Source organism: Pseudomonas sp. UBT, from assembly GCF_050915955.1.
Classification (GTDB): domain Bacteria; phylum Pseudomonadota; class Gammaproteobacteria; order Pseudomonadales; family Pseudomonadaceae; genus Aquipseudomonas; species Aquipseudomonas antarctica_A.
On the sequence record NZ_CP168081.1, the window covers coordinates 400,018 to 423,319 of the forward strand.

The 23,302-nt window shown below is 61.3% G+C and carries 23 protein-coding genes and 1 pseudogene; 15 read left to right on the forward strand and 9 right to left on the reverse strand.

From position 1 onward, the window contains the following. Window positions 1-8 precede the first annotated feature (8 nt). On the forward strand, window positions 9-941 hold the full coding sequence (locus ACDZ94_RS26230) for an alpha/beta fold hydrolase (RefSeq protein WP_432751654.1): 933 nt from the start codon (window positions 9-11) through the stop codon (window positions 939-941). Here ACDZ94_RS26230 and ACDZ94_RS26235 read toward each other — a convergent pair. After that, window positions 904-2,370 carry an ATP-binding protein gene (locus tag ACDZ94_RS26235; RefSeq protein WP_432751655.1) on the reverse strand — a complete coding sequence of 489 codons (1,467 nt, stop codon included), beginning with the start codon at window positions 2,368-2,370 and terminating at the stop codon, window positions 904-906. The two genes, ACDZ94_RS26230 and ACDZ94_RS26235, sit on opposite strands and share 38 nt — an antisense overlap. Then, on the reverse strand, window positions 2,367-3,077 hold the full coding sequence (locus ACDZ94_RS26240) for a response regulator transcription factor (protein ID WP_432751656.1): 711 nt from the start codon (window positions 3,075-3,077) through the stop codon (window positions 2,367-2,369). The genes ACDZ94_RS26235 and ACDZ94_RS26240 overlap by 4 nt, the downstream gene beginning before the upstream one ends. 140 nt (window positions 3,078-3,217) lie before the next feature. Between ACDZ94_RS26240 and msrB the strand changes: the two genes are divergently transcribed. From msrB to msrA, 3 genes are all read left to right on the forward strand, one after another. Continuing rightward, window positions 3,218-3,718: a peptide-methionine (R)-S-oxide reductase MsrB gene (gene msrB, locus ACDZ94_RS26245; RefSeq protein ID WP_064452335.1), complete on the forward strand. Its 501-nt coding sequence runs from the start codon at window positions 3,218-3,220 to the stop codon at window positions 3,716-3,718. Between the two features lie 35 nt (window positions 3,719-3,753). Then, window positions 3,754-5,514 carry a cytochrome c biogenesis protein DipZ gene (locus ACDZ94_RS26250; protein ID WP_432751657.1) on the forward strand — a complete coding sequence of 587 codons (1,761 nt, stop codon included), beginning with the start codon at window positions 3,754-3,756 and terminating at the stop codon, window positions 5,512-5,514. 82 nt (window positions 5,515-5,596) lie between these two features. After that, window positions 5,597-6,292 carry a peptide-methionine (S)-S-oxide reductase MsrA gene (gene msrA, locus ACDZ94_RS26255; protein WP_221294681.1) on the forward strand — a complete coding sequence of 232 codons (696 nt, stop codon included), beginning with the start codon at window positions 5,597-5,599 and terminating at the stop codon, window positions 6,290-6,292. A 118-nt stretch (window positions 6,293-6,410) separates the two neighbouring features. Here the strand turns inward: msrA and ACDZ94_RS26260 are convergent, their stop codons facing one another. The 3 genes from ACDZ94_RS26260 to ACDZ94_RS26270 form a co-directional block, all read right to left on the reverse strand. Beyond that, complete coding sequence (locus ACDZ94_RS26260) at window positions 6,411-6,839, reverse strand: nuclear transport factor 2 family protein (RefSeq protein ID WP_064452338.1); 429 nt, start codon at window positions 6,837-6,839, stop codon at window positions 6,411-6,413. Window positions 6,840-6,947: 108 nt separating this feature from the next. Continuing rightward, window positions 6,948-7,898: an alpha-E domain-containing protein gene (locus ACDZ94_RS26265; protein ID WP_053256152.1), complete on the reverse strand. Its 951-nt coding sequence runs from the start codon at window positions 7,896-7,898 to the stop codon at window positions 6,948-6,950. Window positions 7,899-7,900: 2 nt separating this feature from the next. Next, window positions 7,901-9,310 carry a circularly permuted type 2 ATP-grasp protein gene (locus tag ACDZ94_RS26270; RefSeq protein ID WP_259762558.1) on the reverse strand — a complete coding sequence of 470 codons (1,410 nt, stop codon included), beginning with the start codon at window positions 9,308-9,310 and terminating at the stop codon, window positions 7,901-7,903. Window positions 9,311-9,727: 417 nt separating this feature from the next. Here ACDZ94_RS26270 and ACDZ94_RS26275 point away from each other — a divergent pair, with 417 nt between their 5' ends. The 3 genes from ACDZ94_RS26275 to ACDZ94_RS26285 all read left to right on the forward strand — a co-directional run bounded on the left by ACDZ94_RS26275 (window position 9,728) and on the right by ACDZ94_RS26285 (window position 10,731). Continuing rightward, window positions 9,728-10,273, forward strand: a complete 546-nt coding sequence (locus tag ACDZ94_RS26275) for a hypothetical protein (RefSeq protein ID WP_064452340.1) — start codon at window positions 9,728-9,730, stop codon at window positions 10,271-10,273. A 93-nt stretch (window positions 10,274-10,366) separates the two neighbouring features. Continuing rightward, entirely contained in the window at window positions 10,367-10,579 is a 213-nt protein-coding gene (locus ACDZ94_RS26280; RefSeq protein WP_128590033.1) for a hypothetical protein, read from the forward strand. 11 nt (window positions 10,580-10,590) lie between these two features. Next, entirely contained in the window at window positions 10,591-10,731 is a 141-nt protein-coding gene (locus ACDZ94_RS26285; RefSeq protein ID WP_167353698.1) for a hypothetical protein, read from the forward strand. Here the strand turns inward: ACDZ94_RS26285 and ACDZ94_RS26290 are convergent. Together ACDZ94_RS26290 and ACDZ94_RS26295 are read right to left on the reverse strand one after the other, a co-directional pair. Beyond that, on the reverse strand, window positions 10,722-12,089 hold the full coding sequence (locus tag ACDZ94_RS26290) for a cation:proton antiporter (protein WP_432751658.1): 1,368 nt from the start codon (window positions 12,087-12,089) through the stop codon (window positions 10,722-10,724). The two genes, ACDZ94_RS26285 and ACDZ94_RS26290, sit on opposite strands and share 10 nt — an antisense overlap. A 58-nt stretch (window positions 12,090-12,147) precedes the next feature. After that, a complete protein-coding gene (locus ACDZ94_RS26295) occupies window positions 12,148-13,074 on the reverse strand; it encodes a LysR family transcriptional regulator (RefSeq protein ID WP_262667922.1) in 927 nt (308 codons plus the stop codon). A gap of 113 nt (window positions 13,075-13,187) precedes the next feature. Here ACDZ94_RS26295 and ACDZ94_RS26300 point away from each other — a divergent pair, with 113 nt between their 5' ends. From ACDZ94_RS26300 to ACDZ94_RS26330, 7 genes are all read left to right on the forward strand, one after another. Then, window positions 13,188-14,171 (forward strand): aldo/keto reductase, encoded by a 984-nt coding sequence (locus ACDZ94_RS26300; RefSeq protein ID WP_432751659.1) that lies wholly within the window; start codon window positions 13,188-13,190, stop codon window positions 14,169-14,171. A gap of 56 nt (window positions 14,172-14,227) precedes the next feature. Next, window positions 14,228-14,983: a CDP-diacylglycerol diphosphatase gene (locus ACDZ94_RS26305; RefSeq protein WP_432751660.1), complete on the forward strand. Its 756-nt coding sequence runs from the start codon at window positions 14,228-14,230 to the stop codon at window positions 14,981-14,983. A gap of 174 nt (window positions 14,984-15,157) precedes the next feature. Then, window positions 15,158-17,152, forward strand: coding sequence for an aminotransferase class I/II-fold pyridoxal phosphate-dependent enzyme (locus ACDZ94_RS26310; RefSeq protein ID WP_064452346.1), 1,995 nt, complete (start codon window positions 15,158-15,160; stop codon window positions 17,150-17,152). 24 nt (window positions 17,153-17,176) lie between these two features. Next, window positions 17,177-18,031, forward strand: coding sequence for a transporter substrate-binding domain-containing protein (locus ACDZ94_RS26315; RefSeq protein ID WP_064452347.1), 855 nt, complete (start codon window positions 17,177-17,179; stop codon window positions 18,029-18,031). A gap of 1 nt (window position 18,032) precedes the next feature. After that, entirely contained in the window at window positions 18,033-18,737 is a 705-nt protein-coding gene (locus ACDZ94_RS26320; RefSeq protein ID WP_064452348.1) for an ABC transporter permease, read from the forward strand. A 7-nt stretch (window positions 18,738-18,744) separates the two neighbouring features. Further along, window positions 18,745-19,443 (forward strand): ABC transporter permease, encoded by a 699-nt coding sequence (locus ACDZ94_RS26325; protein ID WP_259762555.1) that lies wholly within the window; start codon window positions 18,745-18,747, stop codon window positions 19,441-19,443. Continuing rightward, the gene (locus ACDZ94_RS26330) at window positions 19,440-20,438 is read left to right on the forward strand and encodes a DMT family transporter (RefSeq protein WP_432751661.1); all 999 of its coding nucleotides are present in this window, start codon (window positions 19,440-19,442) and stop codon (window positions 20,436-20,438) included. The genes ACDZ94_RS26325 and ACDZ94_RS26330 overlap by 4 nt, the downstream gene beginning before the upstream one ends. On the opposite strand, the pseudogene ACDZ94_RS26335 reads toward ACDZ94_RS26330, so the two are convergent. Next, window positions 20,394-20,933, reverse strand: a pseudogene (locus ACDZ94_RS26335) (TetR/AcrR family transcriptional regulator); the annotation flags it as partial. The gene ACDZ94_RS26330 and the pseudogene ACDZ94_RS26335 overlap by 45 nt on opposite strands. A 90-nt stretch (window positions 20,934-21,023) precedes the next feature. Between ACDZ94_RS26335 and ACDZ94_RS26340 the strand changes: the two are divergent. Further along, on the forward strand, window positions 21,024-22,022 hold the full coding sequence (locus ACDZ94_RS26340; protein WP_432751662.1) for a succinylglutamate desuccinylase: 999 nt from the start codon (window positions 21,024-21,026) through the stop codon (window positions 22,020-22,022). A 26-nt stretch (window positions 22,023-22,048) separates the two neighbouring features. Here the strand turns inward: ACDZ94_RS26340 and ACDZ94_RS26345 are convergent, their stop codons facing one another. Further along, entirely contained in the window at window positions 22,049-23,302 is a 1,254-nt protein-coding gene (locus tag ACDZ94_RS26345) for an EAL domain-containing response regulator (RefSeq protein ID WP_432751663.1), read from the reverse strand.

The following is a 23,302-nucleotide window of genomic DNA, read 5'->3' on the forward strand; positions in this document are numbered from 1 at the left end:
TCACGCCCATGCGCCTGCAAACACTGTCCGTCAACGGTATTCACCTGTGCGTGCACATCGATGGCCCCGAAAATGGCCGGCCAATTTGGCTGCTGCACGGGTTTCCTGAATGTTGGCACTCCTGGCGCGAACAGATTCCTGCGTTGACCGCCGCCGGGTACCGGGTGTTTGCCCCTGAACTGCGTGGCTACGGCGAATCGAGTTCGCCCGCAGAGATTGCCGACTACCAATTGCTGACCCTGTGCGCCGACATCCAGCAGGCCATGGATCATTTCGGTCACCGTGAGGTGGCGATGGCAGGGCACGATTGGGGCGCCGTGGTCGCCTGGCACCTGGCGCTGCTGGAGCCTGAGCGCATCACTCGGCTGATCACAATGTCCGTGCCTTTTGCCGGGCGCGCCCGCCGCCCGGTGATTGAAATCATGCGCGAGCTGTACGCCGACCGTTTCAACTACATCCTGTATTTCCAGGAGCCTGGCGTAGCCGAACGGGAACTGAACGCCGACATCGAACGCACGCTGCGGCTGTTCATGCAGGATGAGGACGTGTTCCTGCAGCAGAAATCGGCGAATGCCAGCCTGTTCGCAGGTGTCCCAACCCCTCGCACATTGCCGCACTGGTGTTCCCGGGAGGATTTGGATATCTACCTGCAGGCGTTCACCGAACACGGCTTTCGCGGCCCGCTGAACTGGTACCGCAACTTCGAACGCAACTGGCAGCGCACCGAGTTCCTGGCGGGCCGGCAGGTGCTGCAACCGACCTTGTTCCTGATTGGCGACCGTGACCCGGTCGGGGTGTTCGAAGCCCACACCCTCAAGCGCATGCCCGACTCAGTGCCCGACCTTGAGCAGCATGTGTTGGCCAACTGCGGTCACTGGATCCAGAACGAGCAGGGGCAGCGGGTCAACGCGCTGATGCTCGCGTTTCTAGGCAGAACGTAAAGGTCGCGCCATGCCCGGGGCGGTCCACCAAGCGGATGCTGCGCCCGTGCAGTTGCAGGATGCGGTGCACGATGCGCAGGCCCAGGCCGCCATCGCGGCGCGCGCCGCCGATGGTGAAGGCCCGCAGGAACAAGCCTTCACGCAACTCAGGGTCGATTCCCTGTCCGCTGTCGCTGACGGTGACGCCCATGCCATCCGCTTCGGGTGACAAGATCACCTCGACCTCACCATTCACCGGCGTGTGCCGCAGGGCGTTGTCGAGCAGATTGGTCAGCACCCGTTCGATCAAGCCCAGGTCGGCCAACACCGTCGGCACCTGTGGCGGCAAGGTGGCGGTGAGCGTGATGGACCGGGCCTCGGCGGTCAGTTCGAATTTCTGGAAGATGTCTTGCACCAGATCCGGCAAGGAAAAGCCTTCGATCACCGGCTGCACGAAACCATGTTCCAGGCGCACCAGCTCCAGCAGCGACTGGGCCAGGCCGCCGACCTTGCGGCTTTGGTCCAGGGCGATGCCGAGGTAGCGGCGGCGCTCTTCGGGGCTGAGGCTGGCGTCCTTGAGGGACAGGGTTTCCAGGTAGCCATGCAGCGAGGCCAAGGGCGTGCGCAGGTCGTGGGAAATATTCGCGACCATTTCCCGACGTTCCTGGTCTTGATGGGTGATGGCACGCCATTGCTCGCCCAGGCGGTTTTCCATTTGCACGAAGGCGTGGTCGAGCACCGCGATTTCATCGCCGCTATTGAACTCGCGAGGAGGCGCTTGCGCAGGTTTCGGTGCGCCGTTGATATCGAATTGGCCAACCTTGTCGGTCAGTTGGCGCAAGGGCCGGGTGATCCAGGCAAATGCGATCAGGCCGGCCATCAAGCACAGCAGCGCAACCAGGCCGATGGACCAGAGGGCGATCTTCAGCGCCATGCCGGTTGCGTCCTTGGCGTCATACACATCGTGGGCTTCGCCCAGCAGCACCACGTACAGGAAACCGGTTTGTTGGCCGTTGGCCTTGAGCGGTGCGGCGCTGAACACCTTGCGCCCGTCAACGCTGCGCGGGTCATCGCCGAGGATCGGCAGCATGGCGCCGCTGAGAAAGCGTCGAACCGGCGCAAGGTCGACGTGGTCACGCAGCAAATGCCCGCTGGGTGCAGCATTGCCCACGACGCGGCCGTCGATATCGAGCAAGTACACCTCGACACTCGGGTTGACCAGCATCAATTGGCTGAACAGCATGCGCACGGCATCGGGTTTGAGGCCGTCGGCATCCATGAGCTGTGTATCACGGGCGATGTGCGCCGCGAGGTCGCGGGACAAGCCTTGCACCACTTCCAGTTCGTGCATGTGGTTGGAACGTACCTGCAGCCAGGCCGAGGTACCGCTGCAAATCACCAGCAGCACCGCGAACACGACTGACAGGCGTTGAGTCAGGGTCAGCTTCATGGGTTGCTCTCGGCGAATTTGTAGCCCCGGCCCCAAACCGTAAGGATGAGTGACGGGTTGGCCGGGTCGGTCTCGACTTTGGCGCGCAGGCGGTTGATATGCGTGTTCACCGTGTGCTCGTAGCCTTCGTGGCTGTAGCCCCAGACGGCGTTGAGCAGGTCCATGCGGGAGAAGACCTTGCCTGGCTGGCGGGCGAAGAAATACAGCAGGTCGAATTCGCGCGGCGTGAGGTCCAGGCGTTGGCCCTGCAAGGTGGCATCGCGGGTCAGCGGGTTGATGAAAAGCGGGCCGAGCTCAAGGCTGCCGGCGTCCATCTTCAAGTTACGCGCCATGGCGTCGACCCGGCGCAACAGCGCCTTGACCCGGGCCACCAGCTCCGGCATGGAAAACGGCTTTGCCAGATAGTCGTCCGCGCCCAGCTCCAGGCCAAGGATGCGGTGCAACTCACTGGAGCGCGCGCTGGTGATGATGATCGGTGTGTAGCGCGTCATGGCGCGGGTACGGCGGCAGATTTCCAGGCCGTCCACGCCGGGCAGCATCAGGTCGAGGATCAGCGCATCCCAGCCGCCTTGTTCCAGCAGGCGCAGGCCTTCGTTACCGTCGGCGCTGTGCACCACCTCAAATTGCTCATCGCGCAGGTGCAGGCAGATCAAGTCGGCAATATGGGCATCGTCCTCGACGACGAGGACTCGTTTGGGCTGATCCATGTAAAGAAACCTTCGCTTGTAGTTCGCGCATTGTGCGGGTTTTGCAACAGTGTAGTTATCACGAATTGTTTAACTCTGCGTGAGGATTTCGCGACCGGCCAGGGTTCAAGATGGCCTCATTGCTTAACGAGGAGAACGCCATGTACTCACGTCGACAAATACTGCTGGCCGGTGGTGGCCTGGGTGTCGCCGTCCTGGCCGGCGGCTTGCTGAAACAGCTGAATATGGTCGCTGAGGTGGAGGCCGCCGAGACGTTCGAAGTCAACCATACCGAGGCCGAATGGCGCAGCCTGCTGAGTGCCGAGCAATTCGCCGTGCTGCGCGAGGAGGGCACCGAGCGCCCCTACACCAGCCCCCTTAATGATGAACACCGCACTGGCACCTTTGCCTGCGCCGGTTGTGCGTTGCCGTTGTTCGCCTCGAGCACCAAGTTCGACAGCCACACCGGCTGGCCAAGCTTCTGGCAGCCACTGGACAACGCTGTCGCCAGCCACACCGATACGTCCTACGGCGTGGTGCGCAAGGAAATTCACTGCCGCCGGTGTGGCGGTCACCAAGGGCATGTGTTCGATGACGGCCCGGCACCTACTGGTCTGCGCTATTGCATGAATGGCGTGGCCATGACGTTCACGGCGGCTTAAGCCGATGTCTCTGCATATTTATAAGGGAAGATCCCATGTGGCTTCTGGTTCTCGCGTACCTGGGCGGCGTGCTGACAATTGTCAGCCCGTGCATCCTGCCTGTTCTGCCTTTTGTCTTCGCTCGCACCGGGCAGCCGTTTATGCGCAGTGGCTTGCCGCTGTTGGCGGGGATGGCGGTGACGTTCGCCCTGGTGGCCTCACTGGCGGCGGTGGGCGGCGGTTGGGTGGTGCAAGTCAATCAGTACGGGCGCTGGCTCGCGTTGCTGTGCGTTGCCCTGTTCGGACTCACGCTGCTGCTGCCGCAACTGTCGGAACGCTTGACGCGTCCTTTAGTGGCCGCCGGCAGTCGCCTGTCGCAAGCCGCTGGAACGGACGCAAAGCCGCGTGCGGGCGCTTCGTTTCTGATCGGCGTGGCCACCGGTTTGCTGTGGGCACCGTGCGCGGGGCCAATCCTGGGGCTGGTGCTCACCGGCGCGGCGCTGCAGGGCGCCAGCATCGGCACGACCTTGCTGTTGCTGGCCTACGCCGCCGGTGCCGCTACGTCCCTGGCGTTGGCGTTGCTGGTCGGCGGTAAAGTCTTTGGCGTTATGAAGCGCTCGCTCGGTGCCGGTGAATGGCTGCGCCGTGGCCTCGGCGCACTGATGCTGGTCGGTGTGGCCGCCATCGCCCGGGGCCTGGACACCGGTGTGCTGTCGCGCTTGTCGACTGCATCCACGGGCGGTCTGGAACAAAGCCTGGTGGACAAACTGAGTGCAAAACCCGAACAGAAGGGCGGCGCGATGATGGCCGGTGGCGCGATGATGATGGCGGCCAATCACAGCGACGCGCTGCCGATCGAAGGCACGCTGCCGCCGCTGGATGGTGCGGTGCAATGGCTGAACAGCCCGCCACTGAGCGCCGAAGCGCTCAAGGGCAAAGTCGTGCTGGTGGATTTCTGGACTTACTCCTGCATCAATTGCCTGCGCACCTTGCCGTATGTGAAAGCCTGGGCCGAGAAGTACCACGACCAGGGCCTGGTGGTGATTGGCGTACACGCCCCGGAATTTGCCTTTGAACGCGACGTGAACAACGTCACCAAGGCCATGAAGGACTTGGGCATCACGTACCCGGTCGCGATCGACAATAACTACAAGATCTGGCGCGCGTTCAATAATCAGTACTGGCCGGCGCATTACTTTGCCGATGCCAAGGGCCAGATTCGCTATCACCATTTTGGCGAGGGTGATTACGCCGAGTCGGAGCGGGTGATCCAGCAATTGCTGCGTGAAGCCGGGGCGAAAGATGTCGCAGGTGGTTTGATCGAGGCGGATGCCAAGGGCGTTGAGCAAGCGCCGGACATGAATGAAGTGCAGTCGCCGGAAACCTACCTGGGCTTCCAGCGTGCCGAAAACTTCGTGACCACTGGCACCCAGGCCACCGACAAAGTGGTGAATTACCCGGCCGCCGGCACGCTGGCCCTGAACAACTGGACCCTGGAAGGCCACTGGAACGTTGGCGGCCAGCAAGCCACCCTCGACCAGGCTGGCGGGCGCATCGTCTATCGCTTCCATGCCCGCGACCTGCACCTGGTGCTGGGCCCGGCGGCTGACGGCAAACCGGTGCGATTCAAGGTGACGATTGATGGCCAGGCCCCGGGCGATGCCCACGGCACGGATGTGGCGCCCGATGGCAGCGGCACGGTGACCGAGCAACGCCTGTACCAACTGGTTCGTCAGCGCGGCGCCGTGCAGGACCGTACCTTCACCATCGATTTTCTCGACCCGCATGTGGCCGCCTATGCCTTCACTTTCGGCTAACCCATTCATTAACTGTTAACCCGGTCAATGTGGGCGCTGGCAAGCCAGCGCCCACATTCAACCGGGTTCTGGAGTACGTTGTATGAAACTGCTCAAATTTTTACCCGCACTCGCTTTCGCTGCTTTCGTCGGCCAAAGCTCGGCATTCTCTTTTGGCGCCTCTGAAGACGCCGTAATAATCGCACCACCTGCCCTCGACCTTCCCGCCGAGCCCGGCAACCTGCAAACGGCCGTGTTCGCCGGGGGCTGCTTCTGGGGCGTACAAGGGGTGTTCCAGCACGTGCAGGGTGTGAAAAACGCCGTGTCCGGCTACGACGGCGGCGCGGCCAACACCGCCCAGTACGAGTCGGTCAGCGGAGGCGATACCGGCCACGCCGAGTCGGTGTCGGTGACCTACGACCCAAGCAAGGTCAGCTACGGCAAGCTGCTGCAAATCTACTTTTCAGTGGCCCACAACCCCACAGAACTGAACCGCCAAGGCCCCGACAGCGGCACTCAATACCGCTCGGAAGTCTTTGCGCAGAATGCCGAGCAGCAAAAAGTCGCCCAGGCCTATATCGCCCAGCTGGACGCGGCCAAAGCCTTCACCAAGCCGATCGTGACCAAGGTAGAGATGGGCAAGGCGTTTTACCCGGCGGAGTCCTATCACCAGGACTTCCTCACCGAGAACCCGTCTTACCCGTACATCGTGATCAATGATTTGCCGAAAGTGGCGCAGCTGAAAAAGCTGTTCCCGGACCAATACAGCGCAGAACCGGTGCTGGTCAAAAACCAGTAGTCACCGCAAACCAAAATGTGTGGGCTTGCTCGCGAAAGCGGTGGGTCAGTTACTAATACTGTGCCTGACACGCCGCCTTCGCGAGCAAGTCCGCTCCCACACTAGCCTCCACTACGGCTCAGGATTTGGCTTTTGCCAGGTAAGGCGCCAACCGCCGCCCCATCTCTTCACCCAGCGCCTGCAAGCCACTCAATGGCCGCACCATCACTTCAAACTCAACAATCTGCCCTTGCTCGTTAAAGCGGATCAAATCAATGCCCTTGAGCTGCTTGTCACCCACCCGCGCACTGAACTCCAGCACCACACTCAGGCCGTCACCGGTGGCCAGTTCGCGATGATAGGCAAAGTCTTCAAACACCTTGAACACGGTGTTGAGGATCATCGACACCACGGGCGCGCCAGGGTAGGGCGTGTGGGCCATGGGCGAGCGAAAGACGGCGTCGGGCGCCAGCAATTCGGGAAGGGGCTTGAGGTCGTGAGCAGCCAGCATGGCATGCCAGCGTTGCAGGCTGTGGGCGGCGGCGGGGTGCAGTTTCAGTTCGGACATGCTGTGTACCTGTTCTTATGGTGGAAAGGCATTTCACCTCGCCAACATAAGAGCGGTAACAAAGCAGGGTCAATCACCCGAATTGACAGTTAAGTGACTGCAATGAACTCACACCACTTCCAGGTAGGAGCTATGAATCGCCCGGGCCAGCTCGCGTACGGTGTCGATGAAGTCGGTGAGCCGACTGTGCAGGCCGTCCTCCAGAATCTCATCGATTCCCGTATACCGCAGGCGCGCTTCAAACTCGGCCGCCAGGCGCTGCGCCGTGCGCCCATAACTGCCGGGCAAGTCCGCCAGGATGTGGCTCAACTCCTCGATGCAGGCGTGCAACGAACGCGGCACATCGCTGCGCAACAGCAATAACTCGGACACCGAGCGCGCGTTCAACGCGTTCGGGTACAGTTCGGTATACGCCTCGAATGACGACAAGGCCCGCAGCAGGGCGCTCCATTGGTAATACCCGCGTGCCGACAGGTCGCTGACTTCTTCCGACTCCTCACCAAACATCTCGTAGCGCGCATCCAGCAGGCGCAGGGTGTTATCCGCACGCTCGACAAACGTGCCCAGGCGAATAAATCGATAAGCGTCGTTGCGCATGATGGTGCCCGAGGTCGCCCCCCGGAACAGGTGCGAACGCTGCTTGACCCAGTCACAGAAGTGGCTGATGCCATGCCGGGCCAGGCCACCGGCGGCGATGCTGCGCATTTCCAGCCAGGTGGCGTTGAGGTTTTCCCACATGTCGGCGGTGATCCGCCCGCGCACTGCGTGGGCATTGCCCCGCGCGGCGCGCAGGCAGTTATAGATGCTGGCGGGGTTTTCTTCGTCGAGGGCGAAGAAGTGCAGCATGCGCATCGCATCCAGTTGTTTGTGACGCTCAAGGTAGCTGTCCAGGGTGCCGCTGCTGAGCAACGACATGGCCAGCTCATCCAGCCCATCGCTACGCCCGGCCTGGGGCATCAATGACAGCGAATAACTGACTTCGAGCATGCGCGCCAGGTTTTCTGCGCGCTCCAGGTAACGGGACATCCAGTACAGATCTGCGGCGGTTCTACTCAACATACTCAGCCCTCCACCACCCAGGTGTCCTTGGTTCCGCCGCCTTGCGACGAGTTGACGATCAACGAGCCTTCCTTCAACGCCACGCGGGTGAGGCCGCCGGGCACCAGGCGGGTCTCCTTGCCCGAGAGCACAAACGGGCGCAGGTCGATATGCCGTGGCGCGATGCCGTTTTCGACAAAGGTGGGGCAGGTGGACAGGCTCAGGGTCGGTTGGGCGATGTACGCGTGGGGGCGAGCCTTGATGCGCTGGCGGAAGTCCTCGATCTCGGCGGCAGTGGAGGCCGGGCCGACCAGCATGCCGTAGCCGCCGGAGCCCTGGGTTTCCTTGACCACCAGTTCGGGCAAATGGGCCAGCACATGGGACAGCTCATCGGGTTTGCGGCACTGGAAGGTCGGCACGTTTTGCAGGATGGGTTCTTCATCCAGATAGAAACGGATCATTTCCGGCACATAGGGGTAGATGGACTTGTCATCGGCCACGCCGGTGCCAATTGCATTGGCCAGCACCACATTGCCCGCGCAGTACGCCGCCACCAGGCCAGGCACGCCAAGCATGGAGTCGGGGTTGAATGCCTGCGGATCAAGGAACGCGTCATCGATGCGGCGGTAGATCACGTCCACCGCCTTGGGGCCGTCGGTGGTGCGCATGAACACCTTGAGGTCGTGCACGAACAGGTCGGCGCCTTCCACCAGTTCCACCCCCATTTCCCGGGCGAGGAACGCGTGTTCGAAGAACGCGCTGTTGAAGCGCCCGGGGGTCAGGACCACCACGTTGGGGTTGTCCAGGCGGCTGGCGCTTTTCAGGGTTTTGAGCAGCAGGTTGGGGTAGTGGTCCACCGGCGCGATGCGTTGTTTGGCGAACACTTCGGGGAACAGGCGCATCATCATCTTGCGGTCTTCGAGCATGTAGCTCACGCCGCTGGGGGTGCGCAGGTTGTCTTCGAGCACGTAATAGGTGCCGTCGCCATCGCGTACCAGGTCCACGCCGGAGATATGCGAGTAGATGTCGCGGTGCAGGTCCAGGCCAACCATTGCCTTCTGATAACCCTCGTTGCCCAGCACCTGATCCGCCGGAATGATCCCGGCCTTGATGATGCGCTGGTCGTGGTAGATGTCGGCGAGGAACATGTTCAGCGCATTGACCCGCTGGATACAGCCGCGTTCGATCACACTCCATTCGCTGGCAGGAATGCTGCGGGGGATGATGTCGAAGGGGATCAGGCGCTCGGTGTCTTGCTCGTCGCCGTAAAGGGTGAAGGTGATACCGGCCCGGTGGAACAGCAAATCCGCTTCGCGGCGCCTTTGGGCCAGCAGTTCCGGCGGCGTGTTGGCCAGCCAGCGGGAGAATTCCTGATAGTGCGCACGGCAAGCGCCTTGTGCGTCATTCATTTCATCAAAGAAAGATCGAGCCATTCCAGTACCTTGTCAGTGCCGAGGATTGCGCGGGTGGCACTGCCGCTTTGAAAAACGCATAGTTTTATGAGCCTGTGGCTGAGGGTGCCAACAAGCCTGGTCCTTACTTTCTTATGGGGTCGGCTCTGGGTCGGGGGGTAACGAATGCTCCTGTATCCGGGCAGATGAATGGATTAAGCAATGCCTGTGCCGAAACCCATTTTTGGCAGAGTAATTACCCGTTGGCGAGCGAGCCAGCGGGCGCTGGGCTGAGCAATGGGCCGAAAAATGCCCGAGGCCTGCGCACTCCAGCAGCCGCCAGCCCAACGCGATCGCCACAACAGTGCGGCACGTGTTCCACAATGGTGCATGAACAAACTTGAACTTCACTCAGCCCCGATTCTTCTAACAAGGCTTGTCACCTTGTGGAGCATCGTCGTGCCCAGAATCATCTCTCCAAACACTCCAGAAGCGTCGCTGGACGAACACAGTGAACACAACGCCAAGATTTTCGGTTCACCCAAGGACCGTCTTGACTTTTATCGCCGCGAAATTCAGTACGAAACCACCATCCTGGCCAACCGCACCGACGCCTACCTCACCGCGCAGTCGTTCCTGGTCATCGCCTTTGTCTCCGGCATGGGCAACCTCAACCCGGAATGGGGTAAGTTTTTTACGCTGATCGTGCCGGTGTTCCTGGCGTCCCTTGGCGTTCTCAGCTCCCTGAATGCCTGGCCGGGTATCCGTGCCGCGTACGAAATCATCGACCACTGGCACTACAAGCAAAGTGAACTGCTGCGCAGCGAGCCGGTAATGGGCATGGCTTATGACGATTCGCCGTTGTTTTGTGAAACCGAGTCGTCCCACAAGGGCTATCGCAAGTCGCTGCTGTTCTCCATGCGCGCGCCGTGGTTGTTCATGGTGTTCTGGGTATTACTCGGTGCCTATGCGTTTTACATCCAGATTGATAACCCGGTCTCTTGAGCATTGCCTGTTAAATCGTCGGAACTTCACCGTCCTGCGCAGGACCTTACCTTTATGCAGGATGTGTTTTCTGAAACTGCGAAGAGGTGACTCATGAACACAAGCAACGATCCGCAAGTCAGCAACCGTAACGATCCGGCGATCGACGGTGGTGAACCCGCACCCGGTACGGCGGCTGACGCGCCGAAAGATCCGAAGCCTGCCGTCGACCCCAAGGCCAAGGAAAACGACTACAGTCCAGACTTCAAGCCCGAGCGCGAGCCCAAGCCTGAAACGGATGCTGATATCGACACTCAAGGCGGTTAAAGGAGACAGTCATGTCACAAGAACTCGACGACGACGAAGAACTCAATGACCCGGGCAACGAAGACCCGGGCTCATTGATGGATGATGCAGAAGTGCCGCTCAATGACCTGGACGATGCGGCTGATGTGGGCAATACCGAAAATCAGGACTGAGTGGTTACCTGTTGAGTCTTAGCCTTGGCTCGTCGTTCGTACCACAACAGCATCGGTTGGGTGCTGAGGCCATGAACGACGATGCTCAAGGCAATGACCGACACCGTAAGGTTTACTGCTACTGCGCTGCTGGTGCCGACCAGGCCATGATTGAGCGCGTAGAACAGGTAGTAAATGCTGCCGATCCCGCGAATTCCGAACCAGCCCATCAAACCGCGTTGTCGGTAATCGATCAAACGGCCCCATGGCATTGCCAGCACGCTCACGGGGCGAATCACGCAGAACAATACTGCCGCCACCGGCAGTGCTCGCCAGTCCCAGTGGCTGATCAGCACGATGCCCAACACCGTCACCAGAAACACCTCCATCGAACGCTCCACCAGGCTGCCAAACGAGAGCATGTCGCCCATCATCACGCCGGCGGCGATCTGCGTATCCGCCAGTTCGCTGACATCGCCTTGCAGGGCGCGCTCAGGAGCCACCTCCAGGTGGCCCACCACCGGCAGAGCCAGATGCTCCGAGGGCGTTACCGAGTTGCCCGTGGACCTGAACTCCGCCTGGCGCAAGCCCAGCCCGGCGGCGAAGACCGACAAAAAGCCATAGCCACCCACCGCCTCGGCGACCACGTAGGCCAGGGCAATCAACGCCAGGGTCAGGTAGTCGTTGGGGGACAGCGTGCTGTCCTCATTGGTGATGCGCATCCACAGCGTCACGCGGCCGATGCCACGGCCCATCCAGTAGCCGATCAACAGCCCGGCCGGCACCGCCCACAGCAGGTTTTTCAGCACCCAGCCACCGAACCAGTCACCCTCAAAACCGCCGTGCTGCATGAACAGCAGCGCAAAGATCACGAAGGGAAAGGCAGTGCCATCGTTCAAGCCTGCTTCGCCGGACAGGCCAAAACGCAGTGCGTCATAGTCCTGCGCATTGTTGACCTGGACCAACCCCGCCAGTACCGGGTCAGTCGGCGCAAGTATCGCACCCACCAGCAACGAGACGCCCCAGGACAACGCGAACACGTAATGCAGGGCCAGGCACACTCCCAGGATGGTCAGCAGCATCACCGGCCCCGCCATGCCAAACGCGATACGCCAGGTGCGATGCCGGAGCGGCAGGCGCAGTTTCAAACCGCTGACGAACAGGGAAAACAACACCGCTACTTCGGTCAGGTGCTCCATCCAGCGGGCTGAGTTTTTGATATCCAGGTGCAACAGGTCCACACCCAGCGGCCCGATGGCCACGCCGAGCAACAGGCACACGGCTGAGGTGGTCACCGGCATCCAGCGCAAATAGGAAGAAGTGAGGGCGAGCGTGAGCAGCACAGCGCCCAATACGGCCAACCATAGGATAAAAGTCATGAAGCGTGCACCGCGGCCGTGGTCTATGCAGGTTGGAGGATGGCTGCCGGGCTCAGGTTCAATGTGATTCCATCAACTGCGAGCCGATGGTTTTCAGGCGGATCATGTCCATCAACTGGCGCAGCCCCGGCTGCGACTGGCGGCGGCTCGGGTAGTACATGCACAGCGGTTCACCCAGGCAGGCCCAGTCCGGCATGACCTCTACCAAACGGCCGTCCGCCAGTTCCTGTTGCACGCGGTTGGACAGGCAGTAAGCAATCCCCACGCCTTGCAGCGCGGCGTTGACGATAGTCTCGGTGTCGGCCGCGCTGAAATGCCCGGGCACGTCGATACGTTGCTGCCTCGGGCCGTTACCCAGTTCCCATTTGTAGGTGGTCTTGTCGCCCAGGTACATGCGGATGCAGGAATGCTGCAGCAGGTCTTGGGGGGCTTGCGGTATGCCCCGGCGTGCGAGGTAAGCGGGGGAGGCGACCATGATCCAGCGCAACGCCGCGGTCAGCGGCACCGCCACCATGTCCTGGGGCACGGTGGCGCCGTAGCGGATACCCGCGTCGTAGCCTTCGGCAATGATATCGATCATTGCGTCCTCGACGATCAAGTCCAGGCGCAGTTGCGGGTAGGCGTTGGCGAATTCGCCCAGGATCGGCGCCAGCAGCAGCGCCGCCGCATCGCGTGGCACGTTGAGGCGCAGGCGGCCAATGGGCGACTCGCGGTGCAACTCCAGCGTGTCGAGGCCGTCCTGGATCATGGCAAAACCCAGGCCGAGTTTTTCGGCGAGCAGGGTGCCGGCGTCGGTGGGTTCCACGGCGCGGCTGGTGCGGTACAGCAGCTTTACCCCGAGGCGCGTTTCCAGGTTGCGCATGGTGTGGCTCAACGCCGACGTGGTAACCCCCAGCTCGTGGGCAGCATGGCGAAAACTGCGGCGCCGGATGATCGCCATGAACACATTGAGATCGGCCAATTCGGAACGATTGAAAGCCGCCATTACAAGCCTCTTTTATAGGAGTTCGGTTGCATGCGGCGTTGAGCCCTATTCAACCTTGGATGATCTAGAGTAATTGCTTTTATACGTCGTTTTACGGGCAGGGGTTATTTTTTATGCGCATCGAGACCCTCCGGATTGCCGGCATCGACAAAGCCGTCTCGCGGATCGCCCTCGGCACCTGGTCCATGGGCGGGCACCTGTGGGGCGGCGGGGATAACGAGCAGTCGATCAAAACGATTCGCCACGCGTTGAACTGCGGCATCAACCTGATCGACAGCGCGCCGGTGCACGGCCTGGGCCTTTGCGAAACGCTGATCGGCAAGGCGCTGCGCGGCCAGCGCCACAGTGCCGTGATCGCCACCAAAGCCGGCTTGCAATGGGACGACGGCTCCCCCCGACGCCATGCAACGGCCCAGCGTATTCGCAAAGAGGTTGAAGACTCGTTGGTGCGCCTGGAAACGGACTACATCGACTTGTACCAGGTGCATTGGCCCGACCCGTTGGTGGCTCAGCAGGAAACTGCCGATACGCTCGAGTGCCTGCGCCGCGAGGGCAAGATCCTTGCGGTAGGCGTCAGCAACTATTCCTGCGCGCAAATCAACGATTTCAGCCGGCACACAACCTTGGCCACGGTACAGCCGCCATACAACCTGTTCGAGCGCGCTATCGACAGCGACATTCTGCCGTATGCCAAGCAACATTCCCTGGTGGTGTTGGCCTATGGCCCGTTGTGCCGTGGGTTGCTGACCGGCAGCCTGCATTCAGCCGCCCGCTTTGCCGACGATGACGGACGCAAGCTCGACCCGAAATTCACGGCGCCGCGTTTTGAGCACTACCTGGCGGCCGTGGCGGCGCTGGATATTTATGCCCGTGAATGTCATGGCAAGTCGGTGCTCGCACTGGCCTTGCGCTGGGTACTGGACCAAGGCCCGACCATCGCACTGTGGGGCGCCCGTAGTCCCGAGCAATTGAACGGTTTTGAAGAGGCGTTTGGCTGGCACCTGAGCGCCGATGACCTGACACATATCGACCGTATCCTCGCCAACACGCTAAAAAATCCGATCGAACCGGACTGTATGACGCCCGTAAAACGTTAGCTCTACGACAGGGATGTCGGCAAAAAAACAATTTCCCTGTGCGTAGAGGTTTTTGCATGAAGCGCGGTACCGTATTCAAGATCGTCGGTGGTGTGTTCTTAGGGTTGGTGTTGGTCGGCGCCTGGCAATGGCGGGGCAACCCCGATGCCTTGTGGCATATCGTCAGCCGGCAATGCGTGCCCAACCAGCAACAGCAGCACAACCCCAGCCCGTGCCTGGCGGTCGATCTGGACCGTGGCTACACCCTGTTAAAAGACCGCAACGGCCCGCTGCAGGATCTGCTGATTCCGGTGGATAAAATCACCGGCATCGAAGACGCGGCCCTGGGCCGTCAGTTGCTGCCGCATTACTTTACCCAAGCCTGGCGGCACCGCAGTGTGTTGTCCGATGGCCTGATAAAGCCGATTCCCGATGCTTTCGTTTCGGTGGCGATCAACTCCCGTTACGGCCGCACACAGAACCAGCTGCATCTGCATATCGCCTGCCTGCGCCCGGATATCTTTGCCGTGCTCAACCAGCAAGGCACTGCCCTCAACGAACAGTGGCGGGTACTGCCGGCCCGATTGATGGGGCACACCTACAGTGCCCGTACGCTGACGGCGGTGGACGCTGATGCGCTCGACCCCTTGGTCGTGTTGCGTGCATACGTCGATGCCCAAGGCGCGAGCATGAGCCAGTACAGCCTGCTGATGGCACCTCGTGCAGACGGCAGTTTTGTGTTGCTGAGCACACACGTGGCGCTGAGTGAACTGAACCTCGGTTCGGCCGAGGAATTGCAGGACCGCCACTGTAACCTGATGACCGCGCGGTAAGCCCACTGTCGCGACGAGGTCGATAAAACACTGACTGCGACCTGTTCGCTCGATAAACGACACCCCGCAAGCGTATCCATTGAACGACTGTTCAGTTTGCACTATGTTGACCGCATCCACCCGTTTGTACGCAGACGGGTTCGCGCTTTTTCTTCTTGTACGAGAGGCTCTGGCATGCGGTTTTCCCCCTTTGTTGAGCGGATTGCAGGGCAGGGCGTAGCCGCCTGGGACATCCACCACGCCGCGTTCCACGCCGCCAGCCAGGGCGAGGACATCATCATCCTCAGCGTCGGCGATCCGGATTTTGCCACGCCTTCTTTTATTACCGACGCGGCCGTCAGCGCACTGCGCGACGGTGACACCCACTACACCGAAATCCCTGGCCGCCCGCCATTGCGCGACGCCGTTGCAGCCCGCTACAGCACGACTCTGTCGCGGCCGGTGACAGCCGAAAACGTCATCATCGTGCCTGGTGCGCAGAATGCGTTGTTCATCAGCTCGCTGTGCCTGCTGCAAGCCGGTGATGAAGTGCTGGTGCTCGACCCGATGTACGTCACCTACGAAGCCACGCTCAAGGCCAGCGGCGCAACGCTTACGCGCGTGCCGTGTTCGCCGGAGTCGGGCTTTCGCCTGGATGCGCAATTGCTCGGCGCGGCGATCACGCCGCGTACCCGGGCGATTTTCTTCTCCAACCCGAACAACCCCACCGGCGTGGTCCTCAACCCCCAAGAGCTGCAAGCCATCGCCGACCTGGCCATCGCCCATGATCTCTGGGTCGTCGTGGATGAGGTGTATGAAAGCCTGGTGTTCGACGGTGAATACCACAGCCTCGCCGCACTGCCGGGCATGGCCGAGCGCTGCATTGTGATTGGCAGCTTGTCCAAATCCCATGCCATGACCGGCTGGCGCATTGGCTGGATCATTGCTGCGCCGCAGATGATCGCTCACGCAGAAACCCTGGTATTGAGCATGCTCTATGGCTTGCCCGGGTTCGTGATGGAGGCCGCCACGGCGGCGGTGCTGGCCCATGATGAGGTGACGCAGGGCATGCGCGAGATCTACCGGCGCCGCCGTGACCTGGTGGTGGCCGGCCTCGGCGCGTGCCCGGGGATCAAGGTGCAGGCGCCGCAAGCCGGCATGTTCGTGTTGATGGATGTGCGCGGCACCGGCCTGGGGTCGTTGGATTTTGCCTGGCGGTTATTCCGCGAGGCGGGCGTGTCGGTGCTCGATGCCGCCGCGTTTGGTGAGCCGGCGCAAGGCTTTGTACGGTTGTCGTTTACCTTGGGTGAGGCCCGCCTGGCCGAGGCTTGCCAGCGTATTGCCGGGTTTGTTGCCAGGCTCGCCGGTGAGCCGCGTGTCGCGGCTGCGCCAAAGATTGAAGTGCTGCAACCGGTCGAAGCCAGGAAGATGATTGAAGTCATCGACCTGCATAAGCGTTTCGGCAATATCGAAGTGCTCAAGGGCATCTCCCTCACGGCTCGCGAAGGTGAGGTGATCTCGCTGATCGGCGCCAGCGGTTCGGGCAAGAGCACCTTGTTGCGCTGCATCAACATGCTCGAAGTGCCGGATCAAGGCAGCATTCATGTCGACGGCGAAAGCATCAAGCTCAATTACGGCATTCCCGGCGCGCCGCTGGTGGCGGATGCGAAGCAACTGGTGCGCATCCGCTCGACCCTCGGCATGGTGTTCCAGAACTTCAACCTGTGGCCTCACCGCACGGTGCTCGAGAACCTCATCGAAGCCCCGACCCAGGTGCTGCGCGAAAGCCGCGCCGAGGCGATCGAGCGCGCAGAGGCCTTGCTCGATCGCGTCGGCCTCGCCGCCAAGCGCAATGAATACCCGGCGTTTCTCTCCGGCGGCCAGCAGCAACGGGTGGCGATTGCCCGCGCGTTGGCCATGCGTCCCAAAGTCATGCTGTTCGACGAACCCACTTCGGCCCTCGACCCGGAACTGGTGGGCGAAGTGCTGCGCGTTATCCGCTCCCTGGCCGAAGAAGGCCGCACCATGATCCTGGTCACCCATGAAATGGCCTTCGCCCGGGATGTGTCCTCCAAAGTCGCTTTTCTGCACCAAGGCATGATCGAGGAAACCGGCACGCCGGACTCGGTGTTTATCGACCCACGCAGTGAGCGTTGCCGGCAGTTCGTCAACGCGCATCAAACGCGCTAACTCCACAAAAAGACGGGGCAAATCATGAAATCAAGACCCATGGCAAGCTGGTTGAGCGGTGCAGTGTTGATGTTGGCCGCAGGTTTTACGCTGGCGGCGGAGAAACCCATCGTGTTTGCGGTGGCGGCGGAACCCTATCCACCGTTCACCGTAAAAGGCGGTAACGGCGAGTGGTCGGGCTTTGAAGTGGACCTGATTCACAAACTCTGCGAAGGCATGAAAGCCGAATGCCAGATCAAGGAAGTGGCGTGGGATGGCATCATCCCGTCGCTGCTGGCCAAGAAGATCGACGTGATCTTCTCGTCGATGTCGGTGACTGATGAGCGTGAAAAACAGATCGCCTTCAGCCGTGCCTACTACGACTCGCTGCTGGGGGTGGCAGGGCCCAAGGGCGCGACGGTGGACATTACCCCTCAAGGCCTCAAGGGCAAGTTGATCGGTGTGCAAATCTCCACCGTCAGCGCCAACTACCTGAAGAAGTATTACGAAAACATCGCCGACCTTAAGTACTACGACACCCAGGAATCGGCCAACGCCGACCTTATCGCAGGCCGTATCGACTACATGATGGCGGACGATACCGCGATCGCGATGATGGTCAAAACCCCCGAGGCCAGTGGCCTGGCGCATATCGCCAGCGTGCCCTACGACCCGATCATCGGGCGTGGCGTCGGTGCCGGTTTACGCAAGGAAGACACCGCGCTCAAGGCCCGTCTCGACAAGGCCATCGGAGAGCTGCTGGTGAGCAAGGATTTTGATGACCTGTCCGAGCATTACTTCGGCGTGTCGGTCAGCCCGTGCAAGCGTGCCGACACCCCGGCGTATGTGAGCAAGGTCTGCGACAGCCCCTACCAGCAAATCGCCCAGAAGACCGAATAAGATGTTCGACCTTCTCAGCTTCGGCGAACAGGGATGGGGCGACGCACTGCTAAAAGGGTTATGGATGACCCTGCAAATCTCCGCCGGCTCGTTTGCCGTGGGGTTGCTGATCGGCCTGGTCGTGGCCTGCGCCAAGCTCAGCGCGCCACGCCCGGTCGCCTTGTTGATGCGCGGCTACACCACCGTGTTTCGCGCGGTGCCGGAGTTATTGTTGATCCTGCTGCTGTACTACGCTGGTTCCATGGGCCTGAACGCGTTGATGCTGTGGCTGGGGTTCGAGCAGGTGAACATCAGCGGCCCGCTGGTGGCGATCCTGGTATTGGGGCTGGTGCAGGGCGCCTATGCGTCGGAGATTTTTCGTGCGGCAATCCTGGCGATTCCCCATGGCCAGATTGAAGCGGCGCGGGCCTTTGGCTTGAGCGGCATCGGCCTGTTCCGCCGGGTGACCTTGCCGATCATGGCGCCGTACGCTCTGGCCGGCATGTCCAACCTGTGGATCAACCTGATCAAGGACAGCGCCTTGATCAGTGTGGTCGGCACCAACGAATTGCTCTACACCGCCAAGCAGGCGGCGGGTTCGACCCGTCAATACTTACTGTTCTACCTCACGGCCGCCGCCTTGTATTACCTGGTGACGCTGGCTTCCAACTACCTGTCCGGGCGCCTGGAACGACGTATTCGTCGCTGGATGCCGGTTGTCGAGTGAGTGGGCTATGCCTGAATGGATAAGTTACTACGCGGGGCTGATCGCCAAGGGGTTGCAGACCACTTTGTCATTGCTGGCGATCTCGGCAGTGCTCGGCTTCGTCCTGGCGGTACTGGTGGCGTTGGCGCGTTTGTCGCGGCGCAAATGGCTGGCCCGGGGTGCGCTGGCCTACACCAGTGTGCTGCGGGGCACACCGCTGTTGATCCAGATTTATATTTTCTACTACGGGCTGGGGAGTTTGTTCGCCCAGTTTCCGCTGATACGCACCAGCTTTCTGTGGCCATTCCTGCGCGACGGGTATTGGTACATCGTCTTTGCCCTGGTGCTGTCGGTAGGCGCTTATGTCGGTGAAGTGATTCGCGGCGGCCTGTTGGCAGTGCCCAAGGGCGAGATGGAGGCCGCCTCGGCGTTCGGCATGACGCCGCGCCAGGCGTTGTTGCGGGTGCGCCTGCCCCGGGCGATGCGTCTGCTGCTGCCGACCCTGGCGGGGGAGACGGTGATGTTGCTCAAGTCCACCGCACTCGCGTCGACGATTGCCGTGGTCGACCTGCTGGGCGCGGCCAACGTGGTGCGGGCGCAGACGTTGCAGATCTATCAACCGCTGTTGCTGGTGGCCGGTGTCTACCTGTGCCTGACGTTCCTGATCGAAGGCGTTTACGCCATCGCCGAACGGCGCGGCACGCCGCTGCGCAGGTCGGTCGGATGAAACAGGATCGCGCGTTGCAAGGGATTGCCCTGTGTTCACTGGCCTATGCGTTCCTGGCGCTGCAGGATGCGGTGATCAAATGGTTGGTGGCTGATTACTCGGTGTTCACCATTCTGTTCTGGCGCAGCCTAGTGGTGGTGGGCGCCTGCGTGATCGCCGGGCGCATGGGCTTGTTGCGTCGCGCATGGACGTCGGTGAGCCGCAGGCTGCTGATCATTCGCGGGTTGCTGTCGCTGCTGGCGTGGTTGCTCTATTACACGGCCGCCAAGGACCTGACCCTGGCGGAAATGACCACCTTGTATTTTTCCGCGCCAATCATGGTCACGTTGCTCGCCGCGCTTATCCTCAAGGAACGCGCCAGCCGTGGCCAATGGGTTGCGCTGATCATCGGCTTTGTCGGCGTGGTGATCGCCTGTCGCCCGAGCAATATGGTTGACCCATTGCCAATCGCACTGACCCTGGCCGCTGCGCTGTGTTGGGCATTTACCTATATCCAGTTGCGCCAGGTCGACCCGACTACCTCAGTGCTGGAGCAGATGCTGATCACCAATGGGGTGTTCGTGGTGTGCATGGCGCTGACCTTGCCCTGGACGCATACCCCATCGCCGACCCCGGCCTGGCTGGGCATGTTGGCGGCGGGGCTGGTCGGCGGTATCGGTCAGTTTCTGTTGTTCGCCAGTTTCCGTCGCGCCACGGCGACCTTGCTCGCGCCGTTTGAGTACACCGGTTTGATCTGGGCGTTTCTGTTATCCAGCCTGATCTGGGGCACGTCGATGGACCTGTCGCTGATCATCGGCGCGGTGCTGATCGCAGTCAGCGGGACGTTGGCGATGCTCAGCGCCCGCCACACCGAATCACACGATGTGGTCGGCGCCGAATGCGCCGTGACGCAACCCCTGTACCCAACAGCGGCAGATGTGCAGGCCGTTGGCGGGGCTGAAAGTGCCGGGGTTGAGGCACCCCTCGAGCCAGAGCCCGTCAAGCATCGCCGATAAGCCGATAGCGGCGAGGTGGCTGTCGTGGATCACCAGGCTTTCGCTGCGGGCCAGGTCGTCGAGCAGTTGCTGGATCAGCGCCAGGTAAGCGCGGTAGCTGTTTTCATGGGACTGATTTACGTGGGGCGAGTGGCGGATCAGGCTCCAGAACACCACCCACACGCCGAGCAGGTCGGGGTCCATGACGCGTGGTGAAAAGGATGCACTGAGAAACGCATCCAGGCGCGCGGCGGCGCCTTCGGCCAACTCGACTTGCGCCCATAACGCGCTGGTCAATTCACTGGCGAGCTTGTGGTAGGTCTCGGCGATCAGTGCATCGATGCTGCCGAAATGATGATTGAGCAAGCCCACTGAAACACCGGCTTGCGCTGCAATCTTGCGCACGGAAATTCCAGCGTGCCCGTCGCGGGACAGGCTGGTAAGGGTGGCGGCAATCAGCAAGTCCCGGCGTTCATCGGGGTCGGCACGGCGCAGTTTGGGAGGGTCGATGGTCACGGGAATGCCTTTGATGAAAGACCAGAGCGCACAGGTTAGTTGAACGCGTGTTCAATCTCTAGCGATTAAATGATGAGAGGAGGGCAAGGCATGGCAAACGACCTTTCGTGGCAGGTGGCGGGCGATGCGGGCAACGCGCTGCACATCGGTGCTTGGCGCTATGAAGGCGACGGTAGCGGGCCATCAGTGCACCTGCAAGCGGGCGTGCACGCCGATGAAATCGCCGGGATGCTGGTGCTGCACCAACTGTTGCCGCGCTTGCAGGCTTGCCAGGCACAGGGCCGGCTCAAAGGCAGTGTCACCGTAGTGCCGCAGGCCAACCCGTTTGGTATCGGCCAATTTCGTCAGGGCCGCCTGCTGGGGCGGTTTCACGAGGCCACCGGGCAGAATTTCAATCGTGCCTTCGATCATTCCCTTGCCATGGAGCGCCCGGCGAGCAACCTGGCGCAGTGGCAAAAGAGCCTGGTGCAACTGGCCGCCGATGCCGACCTGGTGCTGGACTTGCACACCGACGATGAGGCACTGCCGTACCTCTACATTCATCGCAGCTTCTGGCCGGAGCAAGGCCTGGCGCTGGCGGCGGCCTTGCAGGTGGATGTGGTGATCGTCTGGGATGACGGCGGCGACGGCTCCTTTGAAGAAACCATCATCAATCACGGCGCGCCACGGCTGGCGGCGACTATCGAATTGCGCGGGCAAGCGGATGTCAGCGATACCCTGGCGCAACAGGATGTCGATGGCCTGTGGGCGTGGCTGTGCATCAACGGCGTGATCGACGAAGTGGCCGCGATCCGCGAATGGCAAGGCGAGGCAGTGGACATGGGCTGCATGGAGACCATCCTCGCGCCCCGCGCCGGTGTGCTGGTGTTTGAAAAGGGCCTGGGCGACCAGGTCGAGGAGGGCGAGCGTTTCGCCAGGATCATCGGACGGCCGGGTGATGCGGCGTCAGAAGTGATCTTACACGCCGCGCAAACCGGGCGCATGGTCACGGCCCATCGCGAACGCCTGGTGGCGCAGGGTTCGGTGGTGGCGAAGTTTACCGGGGCGCGGTTATCCGACAGTTACAGCGGCGGGGTGCTCGACCCTTAGGAACAACCGCGGCTTGAACCTCACGGCTACAACGGCGGCGTGCGTTCCAACAAAAGGCGCTCCAGGGTTGCTGCGGGCAATGGCCGACTGAACAGATACCCCTGAATCTGATCACAGCCGGCTTGCTTCAAAAACCCCAGCTGTTCCTGGGTTTCCACGCCTTCGGCGACCACTTGTAAGCCCAGGCTATGGGCCAGTTCAATGATGGTGCGGGTGATCGCCGCGTCTTGCGGGTTAGTGGTGACTTCGCGGATAAACGCGATATCGATCTTCAACGTATCAATGGGGAACCGCCGCAGATACGCCAGGCTTGAATAGCCGGTGCCGAAGTCATCGATGGAGATTTTCACGCCCATTGTGCGCAATCGTTGCAGGCTGGCGATGGTGTGCTGGGTGTTTTCCATCAATGAGCTTTCGGTCAGCTCAACCTCCAGCCAATGGGGCGCAACCCCGGTTGCCCTCAGGATGCGTTCGATATCGGCAATCAGATCGCCCTCGATCAATTGGTGACCGGATACATTGACCGAAACCTCTACGGCACCAATCAGGCCGCGTTGCCACACGGCGATTTGCTGGCAAACGCTGTCGATCACCCAGCGCCCGACCTGCACAATCAAGCCCAGGCTCTCGAGTACGGGTACAAACACCGCCGGCGACACCGTGCCATAGCCGGGACGCTCCCAGCGCAGCAAGGCTTCAAGGGCGCATATCTTCCCGCCAGCCAGCTCGATCTTGGGTTGGTAGTGCACGGTGAACTCGCTGTTTTCCACCGCCTGACGCAGGGCTTTTTCAAAGTCCTGGCGCGCCAGGTCGTGCACGCTCATCCCCGCTGGCTCGCCCGTTTGCCGTTGCAGTTGCTGCTCCAGCATCAGGTTGTGAACCTTCAACTGATCACCGCGTTCCTTGAGCCGCAACAGGTTGCGCACCCGCAGCCACAATTCGACACGTTCCACCGGTTTGCTGAGGAACTCCTCGGCGCCGGTTTCCAGCCCGCTGACGCGCGCGCTCGGCTCACTGAGGGCCGACAACATGATGATCGGAATGCTTGCCGTGGTTTCGTTGCCCTTTAAGTGGCTGGCCACCTCGTAGCCGTCCATGCCCGGCATCATGATGTCCAGCAGGATCAGGTCAGGCGGTTGTTGCGCCACGAGCTGCAAGGCCTCTTCACCGCTGCTCGCACTCAGGGTCTGGTAGCCCTCGTGCTGCAGCAGGGTTTCCAACAGTTTGCGAATCTGGGGTTCGTCGTCAACGATCAACAGCGTTGCAGGTTGGCTGGCCAT